General features: G+C 63.0%; 17 protein-coding genes. 13 read left to right on the forward strand and 4 right to left on the reverse strand.

All coding sequences use genetic code 11. The features are described 5' to 3' along the window. Positions 1-100: 100 nt before the first annotated feature. Positions 101-655, forward strand: a complete 555-nt coding sequence (locus CHU95_RS22940; protein WP_245838275.1) for a hypothetical protein — start codon at positions 101-103, stop codon at positions 653-655. Positions 656-710: 55 nt separating this feature from the next. Further along, positions 711-1,730, forward strand: a complete 1,020-nt coding sequence (locus tag CHU95_RS15040; RefSeq protein ID WP_245838277.1) for an alpha/beta fold hydrolase — start codon at positions 711-713, stop codon at positions 1,728-1,730. Here the strand turns inward: CHU95_RS15040 and uvrA are convergent, their stop codons facing one another. Both uvrA and CHU95_RS15050 read right to left on the reverse strand, forming a co-directional pair. Continuing rightward, positions 1,731-4,577 (reverse strand): excinuclease ABC subunit UvrA, encoded by a 2,847-nt coding sequence (gene uvrA / locus CHU95_RS15045; protein ID WP_094457119.1) that lies wholly within the window; start codon positions 4,575-4,577, stop codon positions 1,731-1,733. Between the two features lie 106 nt (positions 4,578-4,683). Further along, entirely contained in the window at positions 4,684-5,046 is a 363-nt protein-coding gene (locus CHU95_RS15050; protein ID WP_165772195.1) for an MmcQ/YjbR family DNA-binding protein, read from the reverse strand. 171 nt (positions 5,047-5,217) lie between these two features. Here CHU95_RS15050 and ssb point away from each other — a divergent pair, with 171 nt between their 5' ends. From ssb to CHU95_RS15070, 4 genes are all read left to right on the forward strand, one after another. Then, positions 5,218-5,781 carry a single-stranded DNA-binding protein gene (gene ssb / locus CHU95_RS15055; protein WP_094457121.1) on the forward strand — a complete coding sequence of 188 codons (564 nt, stop codon included), beginning with the start codon at positions 5,218-5,220 and terminating at the stop codon, positions 5,779-5,781. Between the two features lie 206 nt (positions 5,782-5,987). Beyond that, positions 5,988-6,560: a GbsR/MarR family transcriptional regulator gene (locus CHU95_RS15060; RefSeq protein ID WP_094457122.1), complete on the forward strand. Its 573-nt coding sequence runs from the start codon at positions 5,988-5,990 to the stop codon at positions 6,558-6,560. 4 nt (positions 6,561-6,564) lie between these two features. Continuing rightward, a complete protein-coding gene (locus tag CHU95_RS15065) occupies positions 6,565-7,923 on the forward strand; it encodes a cytochrome ubiquinol oxidase subunit I (RefSeq protein ID WP_094457123.1) in 1,359 nt (452 codons plus the stop codon). A 20-nt stretch (positions 7,924-7,943) separates the two neighbouring features. Beyond that, positions 7,944-8,942, forward strand: a complete 999-nt coding sequence (locus tag CHU95_RS15070; protein WP_245838279.1) for a cytochrome d ubiquinol oxidase subunit II — start codon at positions 7,944-7,946, stop codon at positions 8,940-8,942. A gap of 32 nt (positions 8,943-8,974) precedes the next feature. On the opposite strand, the gene CHU95_RS15075 is transcribed toward CHU95_RS15070, so the two are convergent. Further along, positions 8,975-10,315, reverse strand: coding sequence for an MFS transporter (locus CHU95_RS15075; RefSeq protein ID WP_245838281.1), 1,341 nt, complete (start codon positions 10,313-10,315; stop codon positions 8,975-8,977). Positions 10,316-10,396: 81 nt separating this feature from the next. On the opposite strand from CHU95_RS15075, the gene CHU95_RS15080 reads away from it, so the two are divergent. Genes CHU95_RS15080 through CHU95_RS15090 form a run of 3 tightly spaced genes read left to right on the forward strand, consistent with a single transcriptional unit; the run spans position 10,397 to position 12,446 of the window. Next, positions 10,397-10,951, forward strand: a complete 555-nt coding sequence (locus CHU95_RS15080; RefSeq protein WP_245838282.1) for a TetR/AcrR family transcriptional regulator — start codon at positions 10,397-10,399, stop codon at positions 10,949-10,951. A gap of 17 nt (positions 10,952-10,968) precedes the next feature. Then, on the forward strand, positions 10,969-11,670 hold the full coding sequence (locus CHU95_RS15085) for an RluA family pseudouridine synthase (protein WP_094457125.1): 702 nt from the start codon (positions 10,969-10,971) through the stop codon (positions 11,668-11,670). A 20-nt stretch (positions 11,671-11,690) separates the two neighbouring features. Further along, positions 11,691-12,446: a sulfite exporter TauE/SafE family protein gene (locus CHU95_RS15090; protein WP_094457126.1), complete on the forward strand. Its 756-nt coding sequence runs from the start codon at positions 11,691-11,693 to the stop codon at positions 12,444-12,446. 24 nt (positions 12,447-12,470) lie between these two features. On the opposite strand, the gene CHU95_RS15095 is transcribed toward CHU95_RS15090, so the two are convergent. Then, positions 12,471-13,292 (reverse strand): MlaA family lipoprotein, encoded by an 822-nt coding sequence (locus CHU95_RS15095; RefSeq protein ID WP_094457127.1) that lies wholly within the window; start codon positions 13,290-13,292, stop codon positions 12,471-12,473. A 215-nt stretch (positions 13,293-13,507) separates the two neighbouring features. Between CHU95_RS15095 and CHU95_RS15100 the strand changes: the two genes are divergently transcribed. From CHU95_RS15100 to CHU95_RS15115, 4 genes are all read left to right on the forward strand, one after another. After that, a complete protein-coding gene (locus CHU95_RS15100) occupies positions 13,508-14,869 on the forward strand; it encodes a lipopolysaccharide biosynthesis protein (RefSeq protein WP_165772196.1) in 1,362 nt (453 codons plus the stop codon). Further along, positions 14,866-15,999, forward strand: coding sequence for a hypothetical protein (locus CHU95_RS15105; protein WP_094457129.1), 1,134 nt, complete (start codon positions 14,866-14,868; stop codon positions 15,997-15,999). Before CHU95_RS15100 ends, CHU95_RS15105 begins: the two co-directional genes overlap by 4 nt. A 152-nt stretch (positions 16,000-16,151) precedes the next feature. After that, positions 16,152-17,885 (forward strand): fatty acyl-AMP ligase, encoded by a 1,734-nt coding sequence (locus tag CHU95_RS15110; RefSeq protein ID WP_094457283.1) that lies wholly within the window; start codon positions 16,152-16,154, stop codon positions 17,883-17,885. Positions 17,886-17,887: 2 nt separating this feature from the next. Then, on the forward strand, positions 17,888-18,832 hold the full coding sequence (locus CHU95_RS15115) for an NAD-dependent epimerase/dehydratase family protein (RefSeq protein ID WP_094457130.1): 945 nt from the start codon (positions 17,888-17,890) through the stop codon (positions 18,830-18,832). Positions 18,833-18,943 lie beyond the last annotated feature (111 nt).

An 18,943-nucleotide genomic window follows, 5' to 3' on the forward strand; every position in this document is an offset into this window, starting at 1 on the left:
TACGTCATTACGCGGTCGCAGCGCAAGCCTTCCGCAATGCCGAACGTTGAAAGCGTAACTATTGTTCTGCGGCTGTACCGCTATAATCTATGCTGCAAGCATGGCGGGTCCGACCGGGGCCTGCCCGTTTGATGGGGTGGCGATGGTGACAGAGCGCGATGAACCGCCCGCGATGGAGGACCTGGCCAAGCGGTATCTGGACCTGTGGCAGGACCAGTGGGCGGCCGTTTGTGCCGACCCGACAGTGGCCGACAGCATGGCGCGGACCATGACCGCCTTTGGACAGACGGCGCTGACCATCAATGGCATGCTTGAACAGACCCTGGGATCGGCGGCTGCCGTGAACCCCTGGGCAGACCTGATGACGTCGCTGTGGCCGATGCCTGCTGCGGCAAAGGGGGCGGAAACCGATGATCAACGCCAGGACAAGGCCGGAACCGCTGGGCCCGAAACCGCTGCGCCAGGGGCCACGCCCCTTCGGCCTGCATCTGGGGATGGGGACGGCGATCTTGCTGAGCTCGCCGGCCGCATTGCCGCTCTTGAACGCGAACTGGCCACATTGGCACCCGACGGTGAAGGCGACGGCGGAAAACCTGCGCCGGGACCTGCGCCAGCGGCTAGGCGCCGCCGGCGACCCGTCCGCAAATCCGCCTGACGTACCCCTGGCAGCAGAGGCGTTTGCCCCCTTCAGCCGGGCGGTGGACCGGGAGATGCGGCGCCGACTCGACCGGTTCCTGACCGGGCTGGAACGTTATCGCCACCATCCCTATCAACGCGATATCACCGATGCCGACCCCGTCTGGCAGGAGGGCAGGGCACGCCTGCTGGAGGTGGGTACGACCGGCAGGCCGGTGCTGTTTGTGCCCTCTCTGGTCAATCGCGGCTATATCCTGGACCTGTCCTGGCGCAAAAGCCTGCTGCGCTGGCTGGCGGGGCAGGGGGGGGATGCGGCGGGCGGCGGCGGCATCCGGCCTTTCCTGCTGGAATGGGGCTATCCGGGGCCGATGGAACGGCGCTTTGGCCTGTCCGATGTCGTTGCGGGCCGTTTGGTCCGCGCCCTGGAAGCCACCTGTGCGCGGGCCGGCGGCCCGGTAACCCTGGTCGGATACTGCATGGGTGGACTGCTGGCGCTGGGGGCGGCCCTGCGGCGGCCCGATCTGGTCAGCGGCTACGTGGCCCTTGCCACGCCCTGGGATTTCCATGCCGATGATGCGGCGGCGGCCCAGCGCACGGCCGCCCTGATCAACCCGTTCGACCCGGTGATGCGCCTGTTGGGGGAATTGCCGGTCGATGGGGTGCAGACCTTGTTCGCCACCCTGGACCCGCTGCTGGCCTATAAGAAATTCAGTCGTTTTGCGTCCATGGATATGGCCAGCGATGAGGCGGACGATTTTGTGGCTTTGGAGGATTGGCTGAATGATGGGGTCAGCCTGCCGGCCGCCATTGCCCGCGAATGTCTGACCGGCTGGTATGGCGACAATACACCCGGTCGGGGTGAATGGCGGGTTGCCGACGTGCCCGTTCGGCCGGCTGACCTGCGCTGTCGGTCGCTGGTCATTGTACCGGCGCGGGACCGGATTGTGCCGCCTGCCTCGGCCGCGGCACTGGGCTCACTGCTGCCCGGCGCGACTGTCTGGCAGCCGGCTTTGGGCCATATTGGCATGGTGGTCAGCGGCGGGGCCAAGGCCAAGGTCTGGGCCCCGCTGCGTGACTGGCTGCTGGCCGACTGATCAGCCCGCCTTGCGTTTGGGCTGGTTGACATAGGGAGCCAGATAATGCCCCGTATGGCTGCGCGGCGCTTTGGCCACCTGTTCGGGCGTGCCGGCGGCCACAATCTCGCCGCCGCCATTGCCGCCCTCCGGCCCCATATCGATGATCCAGTCGGCGGTTTTGATCACCTCCAGATTATGCTCGATCACCAGCACCGTATTGCCCTGGTCCACCAGGGCATGCAGCACTTCCAGCAGTTTGCGTACATCCTCGAAATGCAGACCGGTGGTGGGCTCGTCCAGGATATAGATGGTGCGGCCGGTGGACCGGCGGGCCAGTTCCTTGGCCAATTTCACCCGCTGCGCCTCACCGCCTGACAGGGTGGTGGCCGGTTGCCCGACCTTGATGTAACCAAGGCCGACACGGTCCAGCGTTTCCAGCTTGTCGCGGATCGACGGCACTGCGCGGAAAAACTCCGCCCCTTCCTCCACCGTCATGTCCAGCACGTCGGCAATACTCTTGCCCTTGTACAGGACCTCCAGCGTTTCGCGGTTATAGCGTTTGCCGTGACAGACATCGCAGGTGACATAGACATCGGGCAGGAAATGCATCTCGATCTTGATAACGCCATCGCCCTGGCACGCCTCACATCGCCCGCCCTTGACGTTGAAGCTGAACCGGCCCGCCCCATAACCGCGCGCCTTCGCCTCCGGCAGGCCCGCGAACCAGTCGCGAATGGGCGTGAAACAGCCGGTATAGGTGGCAGGATTGGATCGCGGCGTGCGGCCAATGGGCGACTGGTCGATATCAATGACCTTGTCGATATTCTCCAGCCCATGGATGGCGTCATGTTCGCCCGGATGTTCGCGCGCGCCCATCAGTTTTTTGGCCAGCGCCTTGTACAGCGTTTCGATCACCAGGGTCGACTTGCCGCCGCCCGACACGCCGGTGACACAGGTGAAGGTGCCCAGCGGCACCTTGGCCGACACGTCACGCAGATTGTTGGTGCGGCAGCCCGTGACTTCCAGGAACTGTCCCGGATGGCCAGGCCGGCGCTGCTTGGGGATCTCGATACGGCGGCGGCCCGACAAATATTGCGCCGTCAGGCTCGTCGGATGGGCCATCACCTCCGCCGGTGTGCCCTGCGCCACCACGGTGCCCCCATGTACCCCGGCTCCCGGTCCCATATCGACCAGGTAATCGGCCACCCGGATCGCATCCTCGTCATGCTCGACGACAATCACGGTGTTGCCGATATCGCGTAGACGTTTCAAGGTCGTCAGCAACCGGTCATTATCGCGCTGATGCAGACCGATTGAGGGTTCATCCAGCACATACAGCACGCCCGTCAGGCCGGACCCGATCTGCGAGGCCAGTCGGATACGCTGGCTTTCCCCGCCCGACAAGGTCCCCGAGGCACGGTCCAGCGCCAGATATTCCAGGCCGACATTGTTGAGGAAGCCCAGCCGTTCGTTGATTTCCTTTAAAATCCGTACCGCAATGTCGCGCTGCTTCTGCGTTAAATGCGGGTCCAGCGCCAGGAACCATTCGCCGGCCTCGCGGATGGACATGCGGCTGATATCGGCGATGGACAGGCCCTTGATCTTGACGGCCAGGGCTTCTGGCTTCAGACGGGCGCCATGACAGGTCTCGCAGGGCTGCGACGACTGGTATTTGGACAATTCCTCGCGCACCAGCGCGCTTTCGGTTTCTTTCCAGCGGCGCTGGAGATTATTGACCACACCCTCAAACGGCTTCTTCGTTTCATAGGCGCGCAGACCATCATCATACCGCATGGTGATGGCCACTTTGCCCGACCCGAACAGGATGCAGTGGCGCAGCTCCTCCGGCTGCTTCTCCCAGGCCTTGTCGATGCTACTGCCATAATGGGCGCAGATGCTTTCCAGGGTCTGCAGGTAATATTGCGAGCTGGAATTGGCCCAGGGGGCGACGGCACCCTCCCGCAGGCTCAACCGCTCATCCGGGATCACCAGCATCGGGTCGAAATAATGCTTGGACCCCAGCCCGTCACAGGCCGGGCAGGCGCCGAACGGATTGTTGAAGCTGAACAGGCGCGGCTCTACCTCTTCGATGGTGAAACCGCTGACGGGGCAGGCGAACTTGGCAGAAAACACGGTGCGTTCACCGGTATCGGCATTTTCGGCAAAGATCAGTCCGTCGGACAGGTCCAGACCCGTCTCAATCGAGTCCGCCAACCGGTTGCCCAGATCGGCCTGCACCTTCAACCGGTCGACCACCACCTCGATATCATGCTTCAGCTTCTTGTCGAGGGTGGGGGCCTCCTCGATCTCATACATCTCGCCATTAATCTTCACCCGCTGGAACCCGCGCTTGCGCAGTTCCGCCAGCTCCTTCTTGAATTCCCCCTTCTTGCCGCGCGCGATGGGGGCCAGAAGATACAGCCGCGTGCCTTCCGGCATGGCCAGGATACGGTCCACCATCTGGCTGACCGTCTGGCTTTCAATGGGCAGGCCCGTGACGGGGGAGTAGGGGATGCCGATACGCGCGAAGAGCAGGCGCATATAATCATAAATCTCCGTCACCGTACCGACGGTGGAGCGGGGATTGCGGCTGGTCGTTTTCTGTTCGATGGAAATGGCGGGCGACAGACCCTCGATACTGTCCACTTCGGGTTTCTGCATCAATTCCAGGAACTGGCGCGCATAGGCCGACAGACTTTCCACATAGCGCCGTTGCCCCTCGGCATAGATCGTGTCGAAGGCCAGCGAGGATTTGCCCGACCCCGACAGGCCGGTGATGACCACCAGACTGTCGCGCGGCAGATCGACATCAACATTCTTCAAATTATGTTCGCGGGCGCCACGGACGGAAATATGCTTGTTCATCGGTTTTGATCTTCGGCTTTCTGTCCCGTGGGGCGGGCGGATGCTGCGGTGCGGTTAAGGATAGACGGTGGGGCCGGTTTGAAAAGGGCGCCTGAACGCGGCCCCGTCATGTGGGCAGAAGGGCTGATAACCGTTTGGGCGCCACCGCGCGATAGCTCTCCAAGGTCCAGTGGCACAGCCGCTCCACATCAATCTCGTCCCCGGCCTTGAACTTGAACGTGACCCAGCCAGCCTTGCCCAGTCCATAGCCGGTGGGTTGAGTGCCCGGCAAATCCAGCGCGAAATCGCGGGACTGCGGCAGTTTCAGGGTGACACGGAACACGCCCTCATAATGGTGGACGAAGATGAAGATCTTGCCCCGCACCTTGATGACCCGTTCCCCCCAGGGAAAATCCTCCGCCGCTTCCGGCAGGGTCAGGGCATGGGTGCGCAGCGTCTGCTCGGCATCGGCAAAAGGAAGCATGGTCATGGTTGCGTCCGGCTGGTCATGGGACACGGACGAGAATGCCCCGTCCATTAGTGGAAAGCAATGTTCTTGTATTGTTCCCATTAAAAATGTAGAAAGCAGCGTGTAGGGTGCCAAACATCCGGCGGCGGGCAGCTTCCGCCGACGATCCCTTTTTGCGAAAGAGCGACAGCTATGGCGGGCAGCGTCAACAAGGTCATCCTGATCGGCAACCTGGGTAAGGAGCCGGAGGTCCGGTCGTTGCAGAATGGCGGCAAGGTCTGCACCTTGCGCATCGCAACGTCGGAGACCTGGAAGGACCGCGGCACGGGTGAGCGGCAGGAACGCACGCAGTGGCACAGCGTCGTGATCTTTAACGAGAATCTGGTGGGCGTTGCCGAACGCTTCCTGAAAAAGGGCAGCAAGGTCTATATCGAAGGCCAGTTGGAAACCCGCAAATGGCAAGACCAGCAGGGCCAAGAACGCTACACAACCGAGGTGGTGCTGCGCCAATATCGGGGTGAACTGACCCTGCTGGACGGCCGCGAAGGCGGCATGGGCGGCGGCGGCGGTTATGATGACCGTGGCGCCGATTACGGCGGCGGCGGCGGGGGTGGTGGCTACGGCGGTGGCGGCTCTTACGGCGGCGGCGGCGGCGATTATGGCAGCAGCAGCCGTGGTGGTTCCCCGCGCGGTGGTGCCGGCGGTGGCTCCCGTCCGAGCCCGGCCGCTGACCTGGATGACGAAATCCCGTTCTGATCCGGGCCGTCTGACCCCTTCACCATTGGCCATCAAGACCACGCCAGCGGCTGCTCGGCGTGGTTTTTTTCTGTCGGGAGGGATGACGGGCATCACCTATCCTCTTCCCCTTTCTGCACCACCACCGGGCCGCGTCATCTCGCCACGATGACGGGCAACTGTTTTCCTTCTACATCTTTCAGAAATTTCTGAAACTAGAGGAAATCATGAAGCTGCCACCCCTGGTCCAGGCCTTCGTGCTGCATTTCGGTGAGATGGGGAGCCGCTGGGGCATCAACCGGACCGTCGGTCAGATCTATGCGCTGCTCTATATCGCGCCGGAGCCGCTCTGTGCCGATGATATGGTGGAACAGTTGGGGTTCTCGCGCTCCAACGTGTCCATCGGCCTCAAGGAACTGCAATCCTGGAATCTGGTACGGCTGCTGCACCGGCCGGATGACCGGCGTGATTTTTACACCACGCCTGACGATATCTGGCAGATCGTCCGCACCCTGGTGGAAGAGCGCAAAAAGCGGGAGGTCGATCCCACCTTGTCGATCCTTCGGGAATTGCTGATGCAGACCCCTGGCACGGCCGAGGAACGCCATGCGCAGGATCGGATGCGCGAGATGCATGAACTGATCGAGCTGTTATGCGGCTGGTACGACGATGTCCGCCGGATGGAGACAGAGCGTCTGGTGCAGTTGTTGAGCATGGGTGCCAAGGTTCAGAAGATCCTGGAAATGAAGGACCGGCTGTTCACCCTTCCCGGTGGCAGACGCACAGAAAAGGAGGGCTGACATTATGGATGCCGTTATCCTTGCTCGCATTCAATTTGCGGCCAATATCTCCTTCCACATCCTGTTTCCCACCATCACCATCGCCCTGGCCTGGATTCTGCTGTTCTTCAAGCTGCGCTTCAATGCGACGGGCGATACCAAATGGATGGATGCCTATTTCCAGTGGGTGAAGGTGTTTGCTGTCACCTTTGCGCTGGGGGTCGTCTCTGGCATCACCATGAGCTTTCAGTTCGGCACCAACTGGCCGGGCTTCATGGAGAAGGTGGGCAACATCGCCGGGCCTCTCCTGGCCTATGAGGTGCTGACGGCGTTTTTCCTGGAAGCGACATTCATCGCCATCATGCTGTTCGGCTTCCGGAAGGTGCGTAACTGGGTCCATACCCTGGCCACGGCGCTGGTTGCTTTCGGCACCACCATGTCGGCCTTCTGGATCTTGGTGTTGAACAGTTGGATGCACACACCGGCCGGGTTTGAAATGCGCGATGGCGTGGCCCATGCCACCGACTGGTTTGCCATCATCTTCAACCCTTCCATGCCTTATCGTCTGGTCCATATGCTGCTGGCTTCGGGCCTGACGGCGGCGTTCCTGGTGGCGGGCCTTTCTGCCTGGCGCTGGCTGAAGGGGGACCGCGCGCCGGTGGTGCTGGCCAGCCTGCGTACCGGTGTCTATGTCGCTGCCGCCCTGATCCCGGTGCAGATCCTGGCGGGTGACCTGCACGGGCTGAACACGCTGGAACATCAGCCGGCCAAGGTAGCCGCGATGGAGGGGCATTGGGAAACCGGCGGTAACGTGCCGTTGCTGCTGTTTGCGGTCCCGGATGAACAGGCGCAGACCAATCATTTTGAACTGGGAATTCCCAGCGGCGCCAGCCTGATCTTGAAGCATGATCCCGATGGCGTGATCCAGGGCCTGAAGGATTTTGACGGCGCCCATCCGCCTGTGGCCCCGGTCTTCTATGCCTTCCGTGTCATGGTGGGCGTGGGCATGCTGATGCTGCTGGTGTCCTGGGCCTGCGCCTGGACGTTGCGGCGGCGGGGTACCCTGGGCATCTGGCATGCCCGTGCCCTGGTGGGCATGACCTTCTCCGGCTGGGTTGCCACCCTGGCTGGCTGGTACGTGACCGAGATCGGGCGCCAGCCCTGGCTGGTCACCGGCGTGATGAAAACCTGGGAGGCGGCCAGCGCTGTCCCCGCGCCACAGATCGGTCTGTCGCTGACCATGTATCTGCTGGTCTATGCCGGCCTGCTGATCGCCTATATCGCCGTGCTGTTTAAGCTGGCGGCCAAGGCGATGCAGGGGGCCGGGGCCACGGCGGGGGCTGGGCTGCCCGTGACGGCGGGCGCCACCGCCGCGGCAGAATAAGGAAATCCGTGATGGAGTTCATGAACGACGCACACTGGCTGCCGGTTGCATTTGCCGCCCTGATGGGATTGTCGATCCTGGCTTATGTGGTGCTGGATGGGTACGATCTGGGGGTCGGGATTTTGATGGCGCGGGCAGGCGATGCCGAACGCGACCGCATGATCGCCAGCATCGGCCCTTTCTGGGACGCGAACGAGACCTGGCTGGTGCTGGCGGTGGGGCTGCTGTTGGTGGCCTTTCCCATGGCCCATGGCATGATCCTCAGCCATCTCTACCTGCCGGCGGCCGTGCTCTTGCTGGGGCTGATTCTGCGTGGGGTCAGCTTTGAATTTCGGGCCAAGACCGATGGCGGCCAGCGCCGCTGGTGGAACCGGGCCTTTATCGGCGGGTCACTGCTGGCGGCCCTGTCACAGGGCTATATGCTGGGTGTCTATATCCTGGGTCTTGAAACCGGGTTGTCGGCGGTGCTGTTCGGCCTGCTGACGGGGGTATGCCTGACGGCCGCCTACGCCTTCATCGGGGCCGGATGGCTGATCTTGAAGACCGACGGTGGCTTGCAGGCCAAGGCCGTGATCTGGGCGCGCCACACCTTGTGGCTGGCGGCCCTGGGCATGGCCGCCATCTCCATCGCCACCCCGCTGGTCAGTGATCGGATCGCGGCCAAGTGGTTTGATCTGCCTTATCTTATCCTGCTGGCGCCGGTGCCCTTGATGACGCTGCTGCTGTTTGTCGGGGTAAAACTGGCGCTGGACCGGCTGCCCAATGCCGGGGACCGCTGGGCCTGGATGCCCTTTGCCGGGGCGGTGGGCATTTTTGCCCTGGGTTTCAACGGTCTGGCCTATAGTTTCTATCCGTATGTCGTGCCGGAGAAACTGACCGTCTGGCAGGCCGCCGCCGCCCCCGAAAGCCTGATGATCATTTTTGTCGGCACCTGTGTGGTCTTGCCGGTGATTGTGGGCTACACGGCCTTTGCCTATCGGGTGTTCCGGGGCAAGGCGGGGGAGCTGCGGTACGATTGACGCTGCTGGCGTTTGGCCAGAACCGGGGCTGTTCAGGCTGGCACCGGTTCTGCCTTTTTGCCGAGGGTCGGGCAGATCAGGGCCGCGAACAGGCACAGCACACCCGCCACATAAAAGGCCGGCATATAGCTGTCGAGATAGGTGCGCGAAAAGCCACCACCGAAAGCGGCAACCGCCGCACCCAACTGATGACCGGCGAAAATCCATCCAAAGACCAGGTTGGCCTGTTCGCGCCCGAACCGTTCGGCCGTCAGCTTGACCGTCGGGGGCACGGTTGCCACCCAGTCCAACCCATAAAACACCGCGAACAGGGCCAGACCATAGAAGGTGAAGTCGGAGAAGGGCAGGTACAACAGGGACAGGCCACGCAGCCCGTAATACCAGAATAGCAGCCAGCGATTGTCATACCGATCGGACAACCAGCCCGACACGACCGTCCCGATAAAGTCGAACAGACCGATCAGGGCCAGCATGCCCGCCGCCTGGACCACGGGCATGCCGAAATCCACACACATCGGCACCAGATGGGTCTGGATCAGGCCGTTGGTGCTGGCCCCGCAGACAAAAAAAGTAACGAACAGTACCCAGAACACCCTGGACTTTGCGGCCATGCGCAAGGCGTCGATGGCAGCAAAGGCCACGGACCCGGCCGGTGCTGGCGGTGCCGGTTCCGGAAGGCCGGGGGCCTCGCCATAGGCGCGCAGGCCGACATCGCCCGGCCGGTCGCGCATCAGCAGCAGCACGGCAAGCGCGGCCACCGTCAGCATGGCACAGATCACCGACAGGGCGGTGCGCCAACCAATTTCCTCGGCCAGCCAGGCAGTCATCGGGATGAACACCAGTTGACCTGTGGCCGAACTGGCCGTCAGCAACCCCACCACCAGGCCGCGACGATGGGTGAACCAACGGGTGGCCACGGTCGCCCCCAGGACCAGGGCTGTCATGCCGGTGCCAAGCCCCACCACCACGCCCCACAGCAGGATCAGTTCCCACAGGCTGCTCATGCCCAACGACAGGACCATGCCGCCGGCAATGATGGACAGCGAGGTGAGGGTCATACGTCGGACACCGAACCGGTTGATCAACGCGGCGGCGAACGGTCCCATCAGCCCGAAAAGCACCATGCGGATGGCCAATGCCGTTGAGATCTCCGACGTGGTCCAGCCGAATTCTTTCTGTAGCTGGATCATCAGCACACCGGGCGCGCCCATGGCGCCGGCGGCGGTGATCGCCGTCAGGAAAGTGGCCGCGACGACAACCCAGCCATAATGGATGTTGCGCACGGCCAAACGGGCCGCCAGACGATCAGACAGGAACAAACCGCACCTCCTGTCAGCAGCCCCGAAATGGTCGCTGGTATTCATGATGATCATAATGATAACTCAGTCATGATAGGTAACATGCACCGGGTCAAGCATGATGGGCGGCGTTTTTGCGGGGGGTGGGTTGTGCGTGTGTCGAAACAGAAGGCGGGGCAACATCGGGACGCCATTCTGTCGGCGGCCTCGCGCCTGTTCCGTGCGCGTGGGATCGACAAGGTGGGTGTGGCAGAGGTGACCGAGGCGGCCGGTCTGACCCATGGCGGCTTTTACGGCCATTTCGCCTCGAAGGAGGCGCTGGCGGCTGAGGTCTGCGATCTCAGCTTTGGCAACGCGGTGGAGCGGGTGCGGGGTGCGGCCAGCCTGGAGGATTATATCGACCAATATGTCTCGGCCGATCACCGCGACCGCGAGGGACCATGCCCCATGGTGGCACTGGGCGCGGATGTTTCCCGTTTGTCCGGGCCAGTACGTGATCAGTTCACGGCCGGGGTGGCACGCTATATTGCGGCCATCCGTGCCCATCTGCCGCCCGATGATCCGCTGGCGGAAGGGCGGGCCGCCGCCCTGGTTTCTGTTCTGGTCGGGGGCATGAACCTGGCCCGCGCTGTGGCCGTCGCGGACCCGGCGCTGTCGGACCAGATCCTGGCGGGTGTCCGGCAGCAGGCCCGCGCTGCGATCGGCAGATAGGGGCGGGGGGCTGGTGGATGTCCTATGATACCGAACAGATGCAACGGCGCGTGCTCTATCAGGATGACCGTGTCATCATCCTGGATAAACCCTACGGGTTGCCGGTTCATTTCGGAACCAGAACAAAGGATCACTTGGAACTCTACCTGCCCCTGATCCAGGGTGACCGGCCGGAACCGCCGCGGCTGGCCCATCGGTTGGACAAGGATACCGCCGGGTGTCTGGTCCTGGCGCGTGATGCCGAGGCGGCGGCGCGGCTGGGCGCGATGTTTCTAGAGGGGCGGGTGCACAAAACATATTGGGCCGTTGTACAGTCCGGGCCCCGGACCGATGGTGGGGTGATTGACCTACCCTTGGGCAAGGTCTGGGTGCCGGGTGGGTCAAAGGTGGTGGTCGATGTAACGGCCAAGCCGGCGCTGACCCGCTGGAAAACCCTGGGCTGGGCCGATGATCGGGCGTTGCTGGAACTGTCGCCACGGACCGGCCGCATGCATCAGTTGCGGGCGCATTGTGCTTATATGGCGATGCCGATCCTGGGAGATCCCATTTATGGTGCCGACCGTCCGGCCCCGGTGCCGCTGCACCTGTTGGCCCGCTCCATTCGGTTCCCCAATCTGGATGGCTCCGGTACCGAAATAACAGCAACCGCTCCCCTGCCGCCGCATATGACGGCCACGCTTCTGGCGATGGGGTTGGCAGAGGCGGGTGATTCCGCCTAGGTTGAACAACAGGAGGCGCCATGCTCGAAGATATCCTGTTGTTCGTTGCCGTCGGTTTCGCGGCCCAGATGGTGGACGGCGCCATCGGCATGGCCTATGGCGTCACGGCCAGCACCGTCATGATGTCGATGGGTGTGCCCCCGGCCACCGCCAGTGCCAGTGTTCATGTGGCGGAGATGTTCACCACAGGCGCCTCTGGCTTCGCGCATTGGCGGGCCAGGAATGTGCGGTTGGATCTTGTCTGGCGACTGGCCCTGCCGGGCATGCTGGGGGGCGCACTGGGCGCCTATCTTCTGTCTGGGGTGGAAGGTGATTTTATCCGCCCGCTGGTGGCGGTGTATCTGCTGGCGATGGGCGGCCTGATTCTGTGGAAGGCGCTGCATCCGCCGCCGCCGCATGAATTATCCACGCGGAAGGTCACGGGCCTGGGCTTGACCGGGGGTTTTCTGGATGCGGTCGGCGGCGGTGGCTGGGGGCCAATGGTGGCCAGCACCCTGATCGGCGGCGGTACCACGCCGCGCTATGCCATCGGCTCCACCAATCTGGCAGAGTTTTTCGTCACAACGACGATTTCCTTCACCTTCATTTTTACCATAGGCCTGGATCTCTGGCCGGCCATTCTGGGTCTGATCATCGGTGGTGTGGTGGCGGCGCCATTTGCCGCCATGGTGACACAGAAGCTGCCCGATAAACCGATGATGATCCTGGTCGCGGTTGTCATCATGCTGCTCAGCCTGCGCAACATTGTCGATGTTGTGGACAAGTGGCTGGCCTGACCTGCGGTCAACAGGCGCCGCTGATCACTCGTAATCGGGAATGTCGGGCATCTGTTCCACATCGGGCTTGCCGTCGCGGATCCAGCCGTCGCGGCGCTGACGGTACAATGACCGCATTGACGCGTAATAGTCGAAGCTGTTGCGCTTCACATCGTCCAGCGCTTCGATATATTCCGCCCGCGTATCCAGCGCCGTCAGGGTGCCGCGGCTCAGGGTGATCCAGTCCTGGTTGGTATTGCTGGCATAGTTGGAGACGGGATCGGCAAAAAACTCGCCGGCAAAACCCGTCGCGTCGCGGACTGAGGAGGGGCCCAGCAACGGCAAGACCAGATACGGCCCCTCCGGAATACCCCAGACAGCCAGCGTCTGATCCAGACTTTCATATTCGTAGGGCATGCCATGATCGGCGGCCACATCCATCAGGCCGCCCAGCCCGATCGTGCTGTTGATCGTGAAGCGGCGCAGCACATCGCCGGCCCCCTGCCAGTCGCCTTGCAAAAGCTGGTTGGTCAAATCCAGGGGCGAACGCAGGTTGCGCAGCACATTGCGCACGCCCTTTTGCACCGGATTGGGCAGCACCGTGCGATAAACCTTGGCCGCCGGGCGGATCAGCACGACGTCCAGTCCTTCATTCACCCAGAAAATGGCGCGGTTCACGGGCTCCAGCGGATCATTCATATCCTCCGCCGGGCCGGCCGCCATTTGCAGATCGCTCACGCGGCTCTCGTCCCCATTCGGCGCCGGGGCGCCGTCTTGTGCCGCTGCCGGCAGGGTGGCAACCGACAGCGCCAGCAGCGTTGCCATCGCCGTGCGGCGCAGTAAGGGGAAAGTGGACGGACGGGACATGTGGAGCCTCGAAAAATCCTGGGCACACGCGGTGCAGCACCTGCGAACTCTGTTCATTTAGGCCGCGCTGCCGCGATGCAAAGTGATAACTGTCACAGTTAACGGGCCGAATGCCAACGCTGCAATTTGTCTAACCCGGCATGCATGGCCTATGCGCCGCCGTTGCATGCTGCTAAATGGGCGTGCCCTGAACCGTCCGCCTGACTGCATCGCCCGTGACGCCCCAGAAATCTCGTTCCTCCCTCCGTGCCTGGTTCGGTGACGATCGTCTGCGCCGGCTGTTCGCGAATGCGGGCATTCTGCTGGGCGGCAAGACGGTGAATGCCATCGCCGGACTGGCCGGTCTGGCCATTGCGGCGCGTGCGCTGGGCGTGGAACAGTTCGGTGTGCTGGTCTTGATACATACCTTCACCCAGACCATCGGCGAGATCGCCAAGTTCCAGAGCTGGCAGGCCGTCCTGCGCTATGGCACACCGGCGTTGAATGAGGGACGGATCGGTGATTTCCAGCGCCTGCTGCGCTTTACAGCATATCTGGATGGGTGGAGCGCGGTGGCCGGCACTGTCCTGTCTGTGGCGCTGGCATGGATGCTGGGTGCATCCTTGGGCTGGCCGGCGGACCTGATGCCGGCAGCGCTGGTTTATGTGACCTCGGTCCTGTTCATGGTGCAGGCCACGCCCACGGGCATCCTGCGCCTGATCGACCGGTTCGACATCTTGTCGGTACAAAGCACCCTGGGGGCCATCATCCGCATGCTGGGCGGCGGCATCGCCTGGGTCATGGGCGGCGGTATCGTCGCTTTCCTGGTGGCCTGGTATGTCGCCACGGCCATTGCCGGCCTCTACCTGATCATCAAGGGCTGGTCGGAACTGCGCAAACGCGGCCTGCTGGACGGGTATCGCTGGCGCGGCGACGGCAAACCCATGAGCCATGGATTCGATGGGGTTTGGGGCTTCGTCTGGTCCACCAACTTTTCCTCTACGCTGGAACTGGCCTATACCCATATCGGCACGCTGGCGGTGGGCTGGATGCTGGGCCCGCGTGAGGCCGCCCTGTTTCGCATCGCCCGGCAATTGGGAGAGGCATTGGCCAAGCCCGCCAAGCTGCTGATCCCTGCCATCTATCCCGAATTGTCCCGCATGATCGAGGCACGGCAATTCGCAGAGATGCGGTCCCTGATCCAGCGCTCTGCCCTTCTGGCCGGGGCCGGGGCCATGCTGGCCCTGGTGATCTGTTGGTTCATCGGGGAAATCGGCCTGCGCCTGATCGTGGGCGAAGAGTTTGTGCCCGCCTGGCCCGTCATGATGTGGCTGGTGGCTGCGGCCGTGGTGGGGATCTGGTCCTTCCCCCTGGAACCGGTGATGGTGTCGGCGGGAGAGGCGCACAAGGCGCTGATTGTCCGCATCTGGACAACGGCCCTCTACATCCCGGTGCTACTGGCGTGCATCCACTGGTTTGACTTGCTCGGTGCCGGGTGGGCCCGCATGTTCTCCGCCATACTGGTGCTGGTGGCGTTCCTGATCCCTGTGGTGCGCTGGTTCCGGCAGCGCATGGCGGAGGAGCGTCAGAAGGCATGAGGATCGGTTTCCTCTATAACAGCCAGAACCATCAGATCCTGCACTCCCTGCCGATGGCGCTGGAACTCTCCATCCTGCGTCCGGATTGGCAGGTCGAAATCCTGGCCCCGTCACCGGGGCATCTTGACTATATCCGCCGTTTTATTCCGCTTTATCCGGGCGCCAACGTCGTTTTGCGGCTGTTGCGGGTGCCGCTGGCTGTGGCGGCGTACAGGTGTTTCCGCCCTTTGCCCCTGCCGCCCAAGGTCTGGTCATTGCTGCATAACCGGGCCTTCCTGAACCGGTTCGATGTGCTGGTCACCACCGAAAAGACCAGCCTGTGGATGCGCCGTTTCGGGGTGACGCGTCCAAAGCTGGTGAATACCGAACATGGGGCCGGCGACCGGGATGTCACCTTTGATCCGCGTGTGGCCCGATTTGACTTTAACCTGATCCCCAGCCCGAAAACGGTGCGTCGGCTGCTTGAGAAAGGCTATCTGCGTGACGGCCAGTATGCGCTGGCCGCCTATGCCAAGTTCGACATTGTCCGCCGACTGGAGAACGATCGACCGCCGCTGTTCGCCAATGGCCGGCCCACGATTCTCTATAACCCGCATTTTGCACCGTCCCTGTCCTCATGGCCGGTGGTGGGGATGCAGGTGCTGGAGCTGCTGGCAACACAAGACCGATATAATCTGATCTTCGCCCCGCATATGCGGCTGTTCCATCCGGGGGGATCGGCCCAGATGGCGCCGTTTGTGCGGTTTCAGGGCCTGTCCCATTTACGCATTGATCTGGGTTCTGACGCCAGCAGCGACATGACCTATACGCTGGCGGCCGATCTCTATCTGGGGGATGTCAGCAGCCAGGTCTATGAATTTCTCTGCCGGCCCCGGCCCTGCCTTTTTTTGAATGCCCATGATGTCGCCTGGCAGGATGATGCCAATTACCGGTTCTGGACCCTGGGTCCTGTCCTGTCAAACGCACAGGTTCCGGCCTTGCTGACCCATCTGGATGCCGCCTTTGCGCAGCATGCTGACTGGCGCGAACGGCAGGAAGCGGCCTTTGCCGCCAACTTTGACCTGTCGATCCCCGATCCCGGCCGCCACAATGCTGCGTTGCTGGCCGACTGGCTGGTCCGGGCGGTCTGACCGGCGGCAAGGGTGCCCCGACATGCGGACCGATTGCCCCAGACCGTGCGCTCTGGTATGGACCGGCATGGACGGGCCTTCTTCTGCTGGAGGCGCGATGCCGCTTCTATGGTCGGATGAACGGCTTTCAAACCTTGTTGGAACAGTACGCCATGGTCACGCCCACCCCCTCTAAGCATGCGCTTTCCTCCCGTCTGGCGGATTTCGCCACGGTGCCGGAAGCGATCACTTATGCCGCTAAGGGGGAGACCGGTCTGAATTTCTATTCCGGCAAGGGTGAACTGACCGAAGCGCTGCCTTACAGTCAGATGTATGACCAGGGTGTTGATCTGGCGAGGCGCATGCTGGCCAAGGGGCTGGTGAAGGGCGATCGTGTCGCCATCATCGCAGAAAGCGATGGCGATTTCATGCGGGCCTTCACCGCCTGCCAGTTTGCCGGCCTGGTTCCGGCCCCGCTACCGCTGCCAGCAGCGTTTGGCGGCAAGGATGCCTATATCGACCATATCCGCCGCATGATGCAGGGGGCGGATGCTGCTGCCGTCTTGTCGCCGGCGTCTTTGAAGGATTGGGTGCTGACGGCGGCTGATGGGTTGGGGATGAAGGCGGTGGGCACGCTTGCCGTGTTCGACGATGTCGATGGGGCCGGGATTACCCTGCCGACCGTGGGCCCTGACGATCTCTGCTATCTGCAATTCTCTTCCGGCAGCACCCGCTTTCCGCTGGGCGTGGCGGTGACGCAGAAGGCGCTGATGGCCAATGCCCATGCCATTACCCATCACGGGCTGAAGATCACGGCGGCCGACCGCTGTGTTTCGTGGCTGCCGCTCTATCACGATATGGGGCTGGTCGGCTTTTTGCTGACTCCGCTGGTCTGCCAGGTTTCCATTGATTATCTGCCGACCCGTGAGTTTGCCCGCCGGCCGCTGTTGTGGCTGCACCTGATCACCCGCAATGGTGGCACCCTGTCCTATAGTCCCAGCTTCGGGTACGAACTGGCCGCCCGGCGGGCGGAAACCGCATCGACGGAAGGGATTGACCTGTCCACATGGCGCGGGGCTGGTATCGGCGGTGATATGGTTCGTCCCCGCGTGCTGCGTAAATTTGTCGACGCCTTTGCCCCCCGCGGCTTTCGTCCCGGTGCACTTGTTCCCTCTTATGGCATGGCCGAAGCGGCGCTGGCCTTGTCCTTCGCGCCGCTGGGCGTTGGTCTTGTCACCGACCGCGTTGATCTGGACAGGTTGGAAGGCGACGCGGTGGCCGTGCCGCCAGGGCCGCAGACGGCGCGTGAACGGGAATTTGTCCTCAACGGCCCGATCCTGCCCGGTCACGCGATTGAGGTGCGGGACCCCGACGGCAGTTTGCTGGGCGAAAAACAGGTGGGGCGCCTGTTCGTCCGGGGGCCCTCGCTGATGCGGGAATATTTCAACCGGCTGGAAGAAACCGCTGCTGTGCTGTCGGCCGATGGCTGGCTGGATACGGGTGACCTCGGCTATCTCTGCCAGGGCCAGATTGTGATCACGGGTCGGGCCAAGGATCTGATCCTGGTTAATGGCCGCAACATCTGGCCACAGGATCTGGAATGGTCGGCCGAACATTCCATCGACAGTTTGCGCAGCGGTGACGTTGTCGCCTTTTCCGTCGATGGCGATGGCGGGGAACAGGTGGTGGTGCTGGTGCAGTGCCGCCCGACCCAGGAAGAGGCGCGCGCCGCCCTGGCGGCACAGGTACAAGGTGTACTGCGCGCCGCTCACGGGCTGGAGGTGAAGGTGGTGCTGGTCCCCACCCATTCGCTGCCCCAGACATCATCCGGCAAACTGTCACGCACCAAGGCACGGCAGATGCTGCTGGCTGGTGAGTTCGGCGCCAACGCCATGCTGTCCGCCTGATCATGGCGCTGGCCGCCATCACCGGTGGCACCGGCTTTCTGGGCCGCTACATTGTGGCGGCCCTGCACCGCGCCGGTTTTGGCGTGCGGATGCTGGTGCGTCAGGACTCTGTGCATCCGCTGCTGGCCGATCTGCGGCCAGAACTGGTGCTGGGTGACCTGCATGATGACGCGGCCCTGGCCCGGCTGGTAACGGGGGCGGATGTCATCATCCACGCCGCGGGCCTGATCAAGGCCAGGGACCGGGCGCAGTTCTTCGCTGTGAATGAAGGCGGGTCTGCCCGCGTGGGCCGGGCGGTCGCGGCCCATGCCCCCGGCGCCCGCCTGCTGGTGATCTCCAGTCAGGCCGCGACACAGCCGCACCTGTCCCACTATGCCGCCAGCAAGCGGGCAGGAGAGGTTGCCGCCATTGCTGCCTATGGTGGGGACGACTGGTGCATTGTGCGCCCGCCGGCCATCTACGGTCCCTGGGACCGCGAAACCCTGTCCCTGTTCAAGGCGGCGGCTGGCCCCGTGGTGCCGGTCCTGGGGGGGCGCGATGCGCGGCTGGCCATGATACAGGTCGACGATGCCGCCGCCGCCATCGCCGCCCTGGCCGCCCCTGGTGGGCCCTGTGGGCAGTCATTTGGCCTGTGTGACGGGGTGACGGGCGGTTACGACTGGACCAATATCCTGGATTGTGCCGCCGATGCCCTGGGGCACCGTGCAGCCCGTGTCCGGGTTCCCGTGCTGCTGTTGCGGGCCATCGGGCTGGGCGGCAGCATCACCGCGGCGCTGACAGGTAAAGCCGTCATGCTGACCTTGCCCAAGACGCGGGAGATCACCCATGCGGACTGGTCCCTCGCGTCGCAGCAGATGCCGCCTGAATCGCTGTGGAAACCCCGCGTGGGGCTGCGGGAAGGCTTTGCCGGTGCGGCAAAATGGTACCGTGATCATCGCTGGATATAGCGATCTGAACAAAGTTCGCTTCAAACTGTTGCGAATTTACCCGTCCCTGTGTCATCTGTCACAGGTGTTTCATGCATTTTGTGGTTTGCTCTTGCTTCCTACTGCGTTGCA

The organism is Niveispirillum lacus (assembly GCF_002251795.1).
GTDB classification, from domain to species: Bacteria; Pseudomonadota; Alphaproteobacteria; order Azospirillales; family Azospirillaceae; genus Niveispirillum; species Niveispirillum lacus.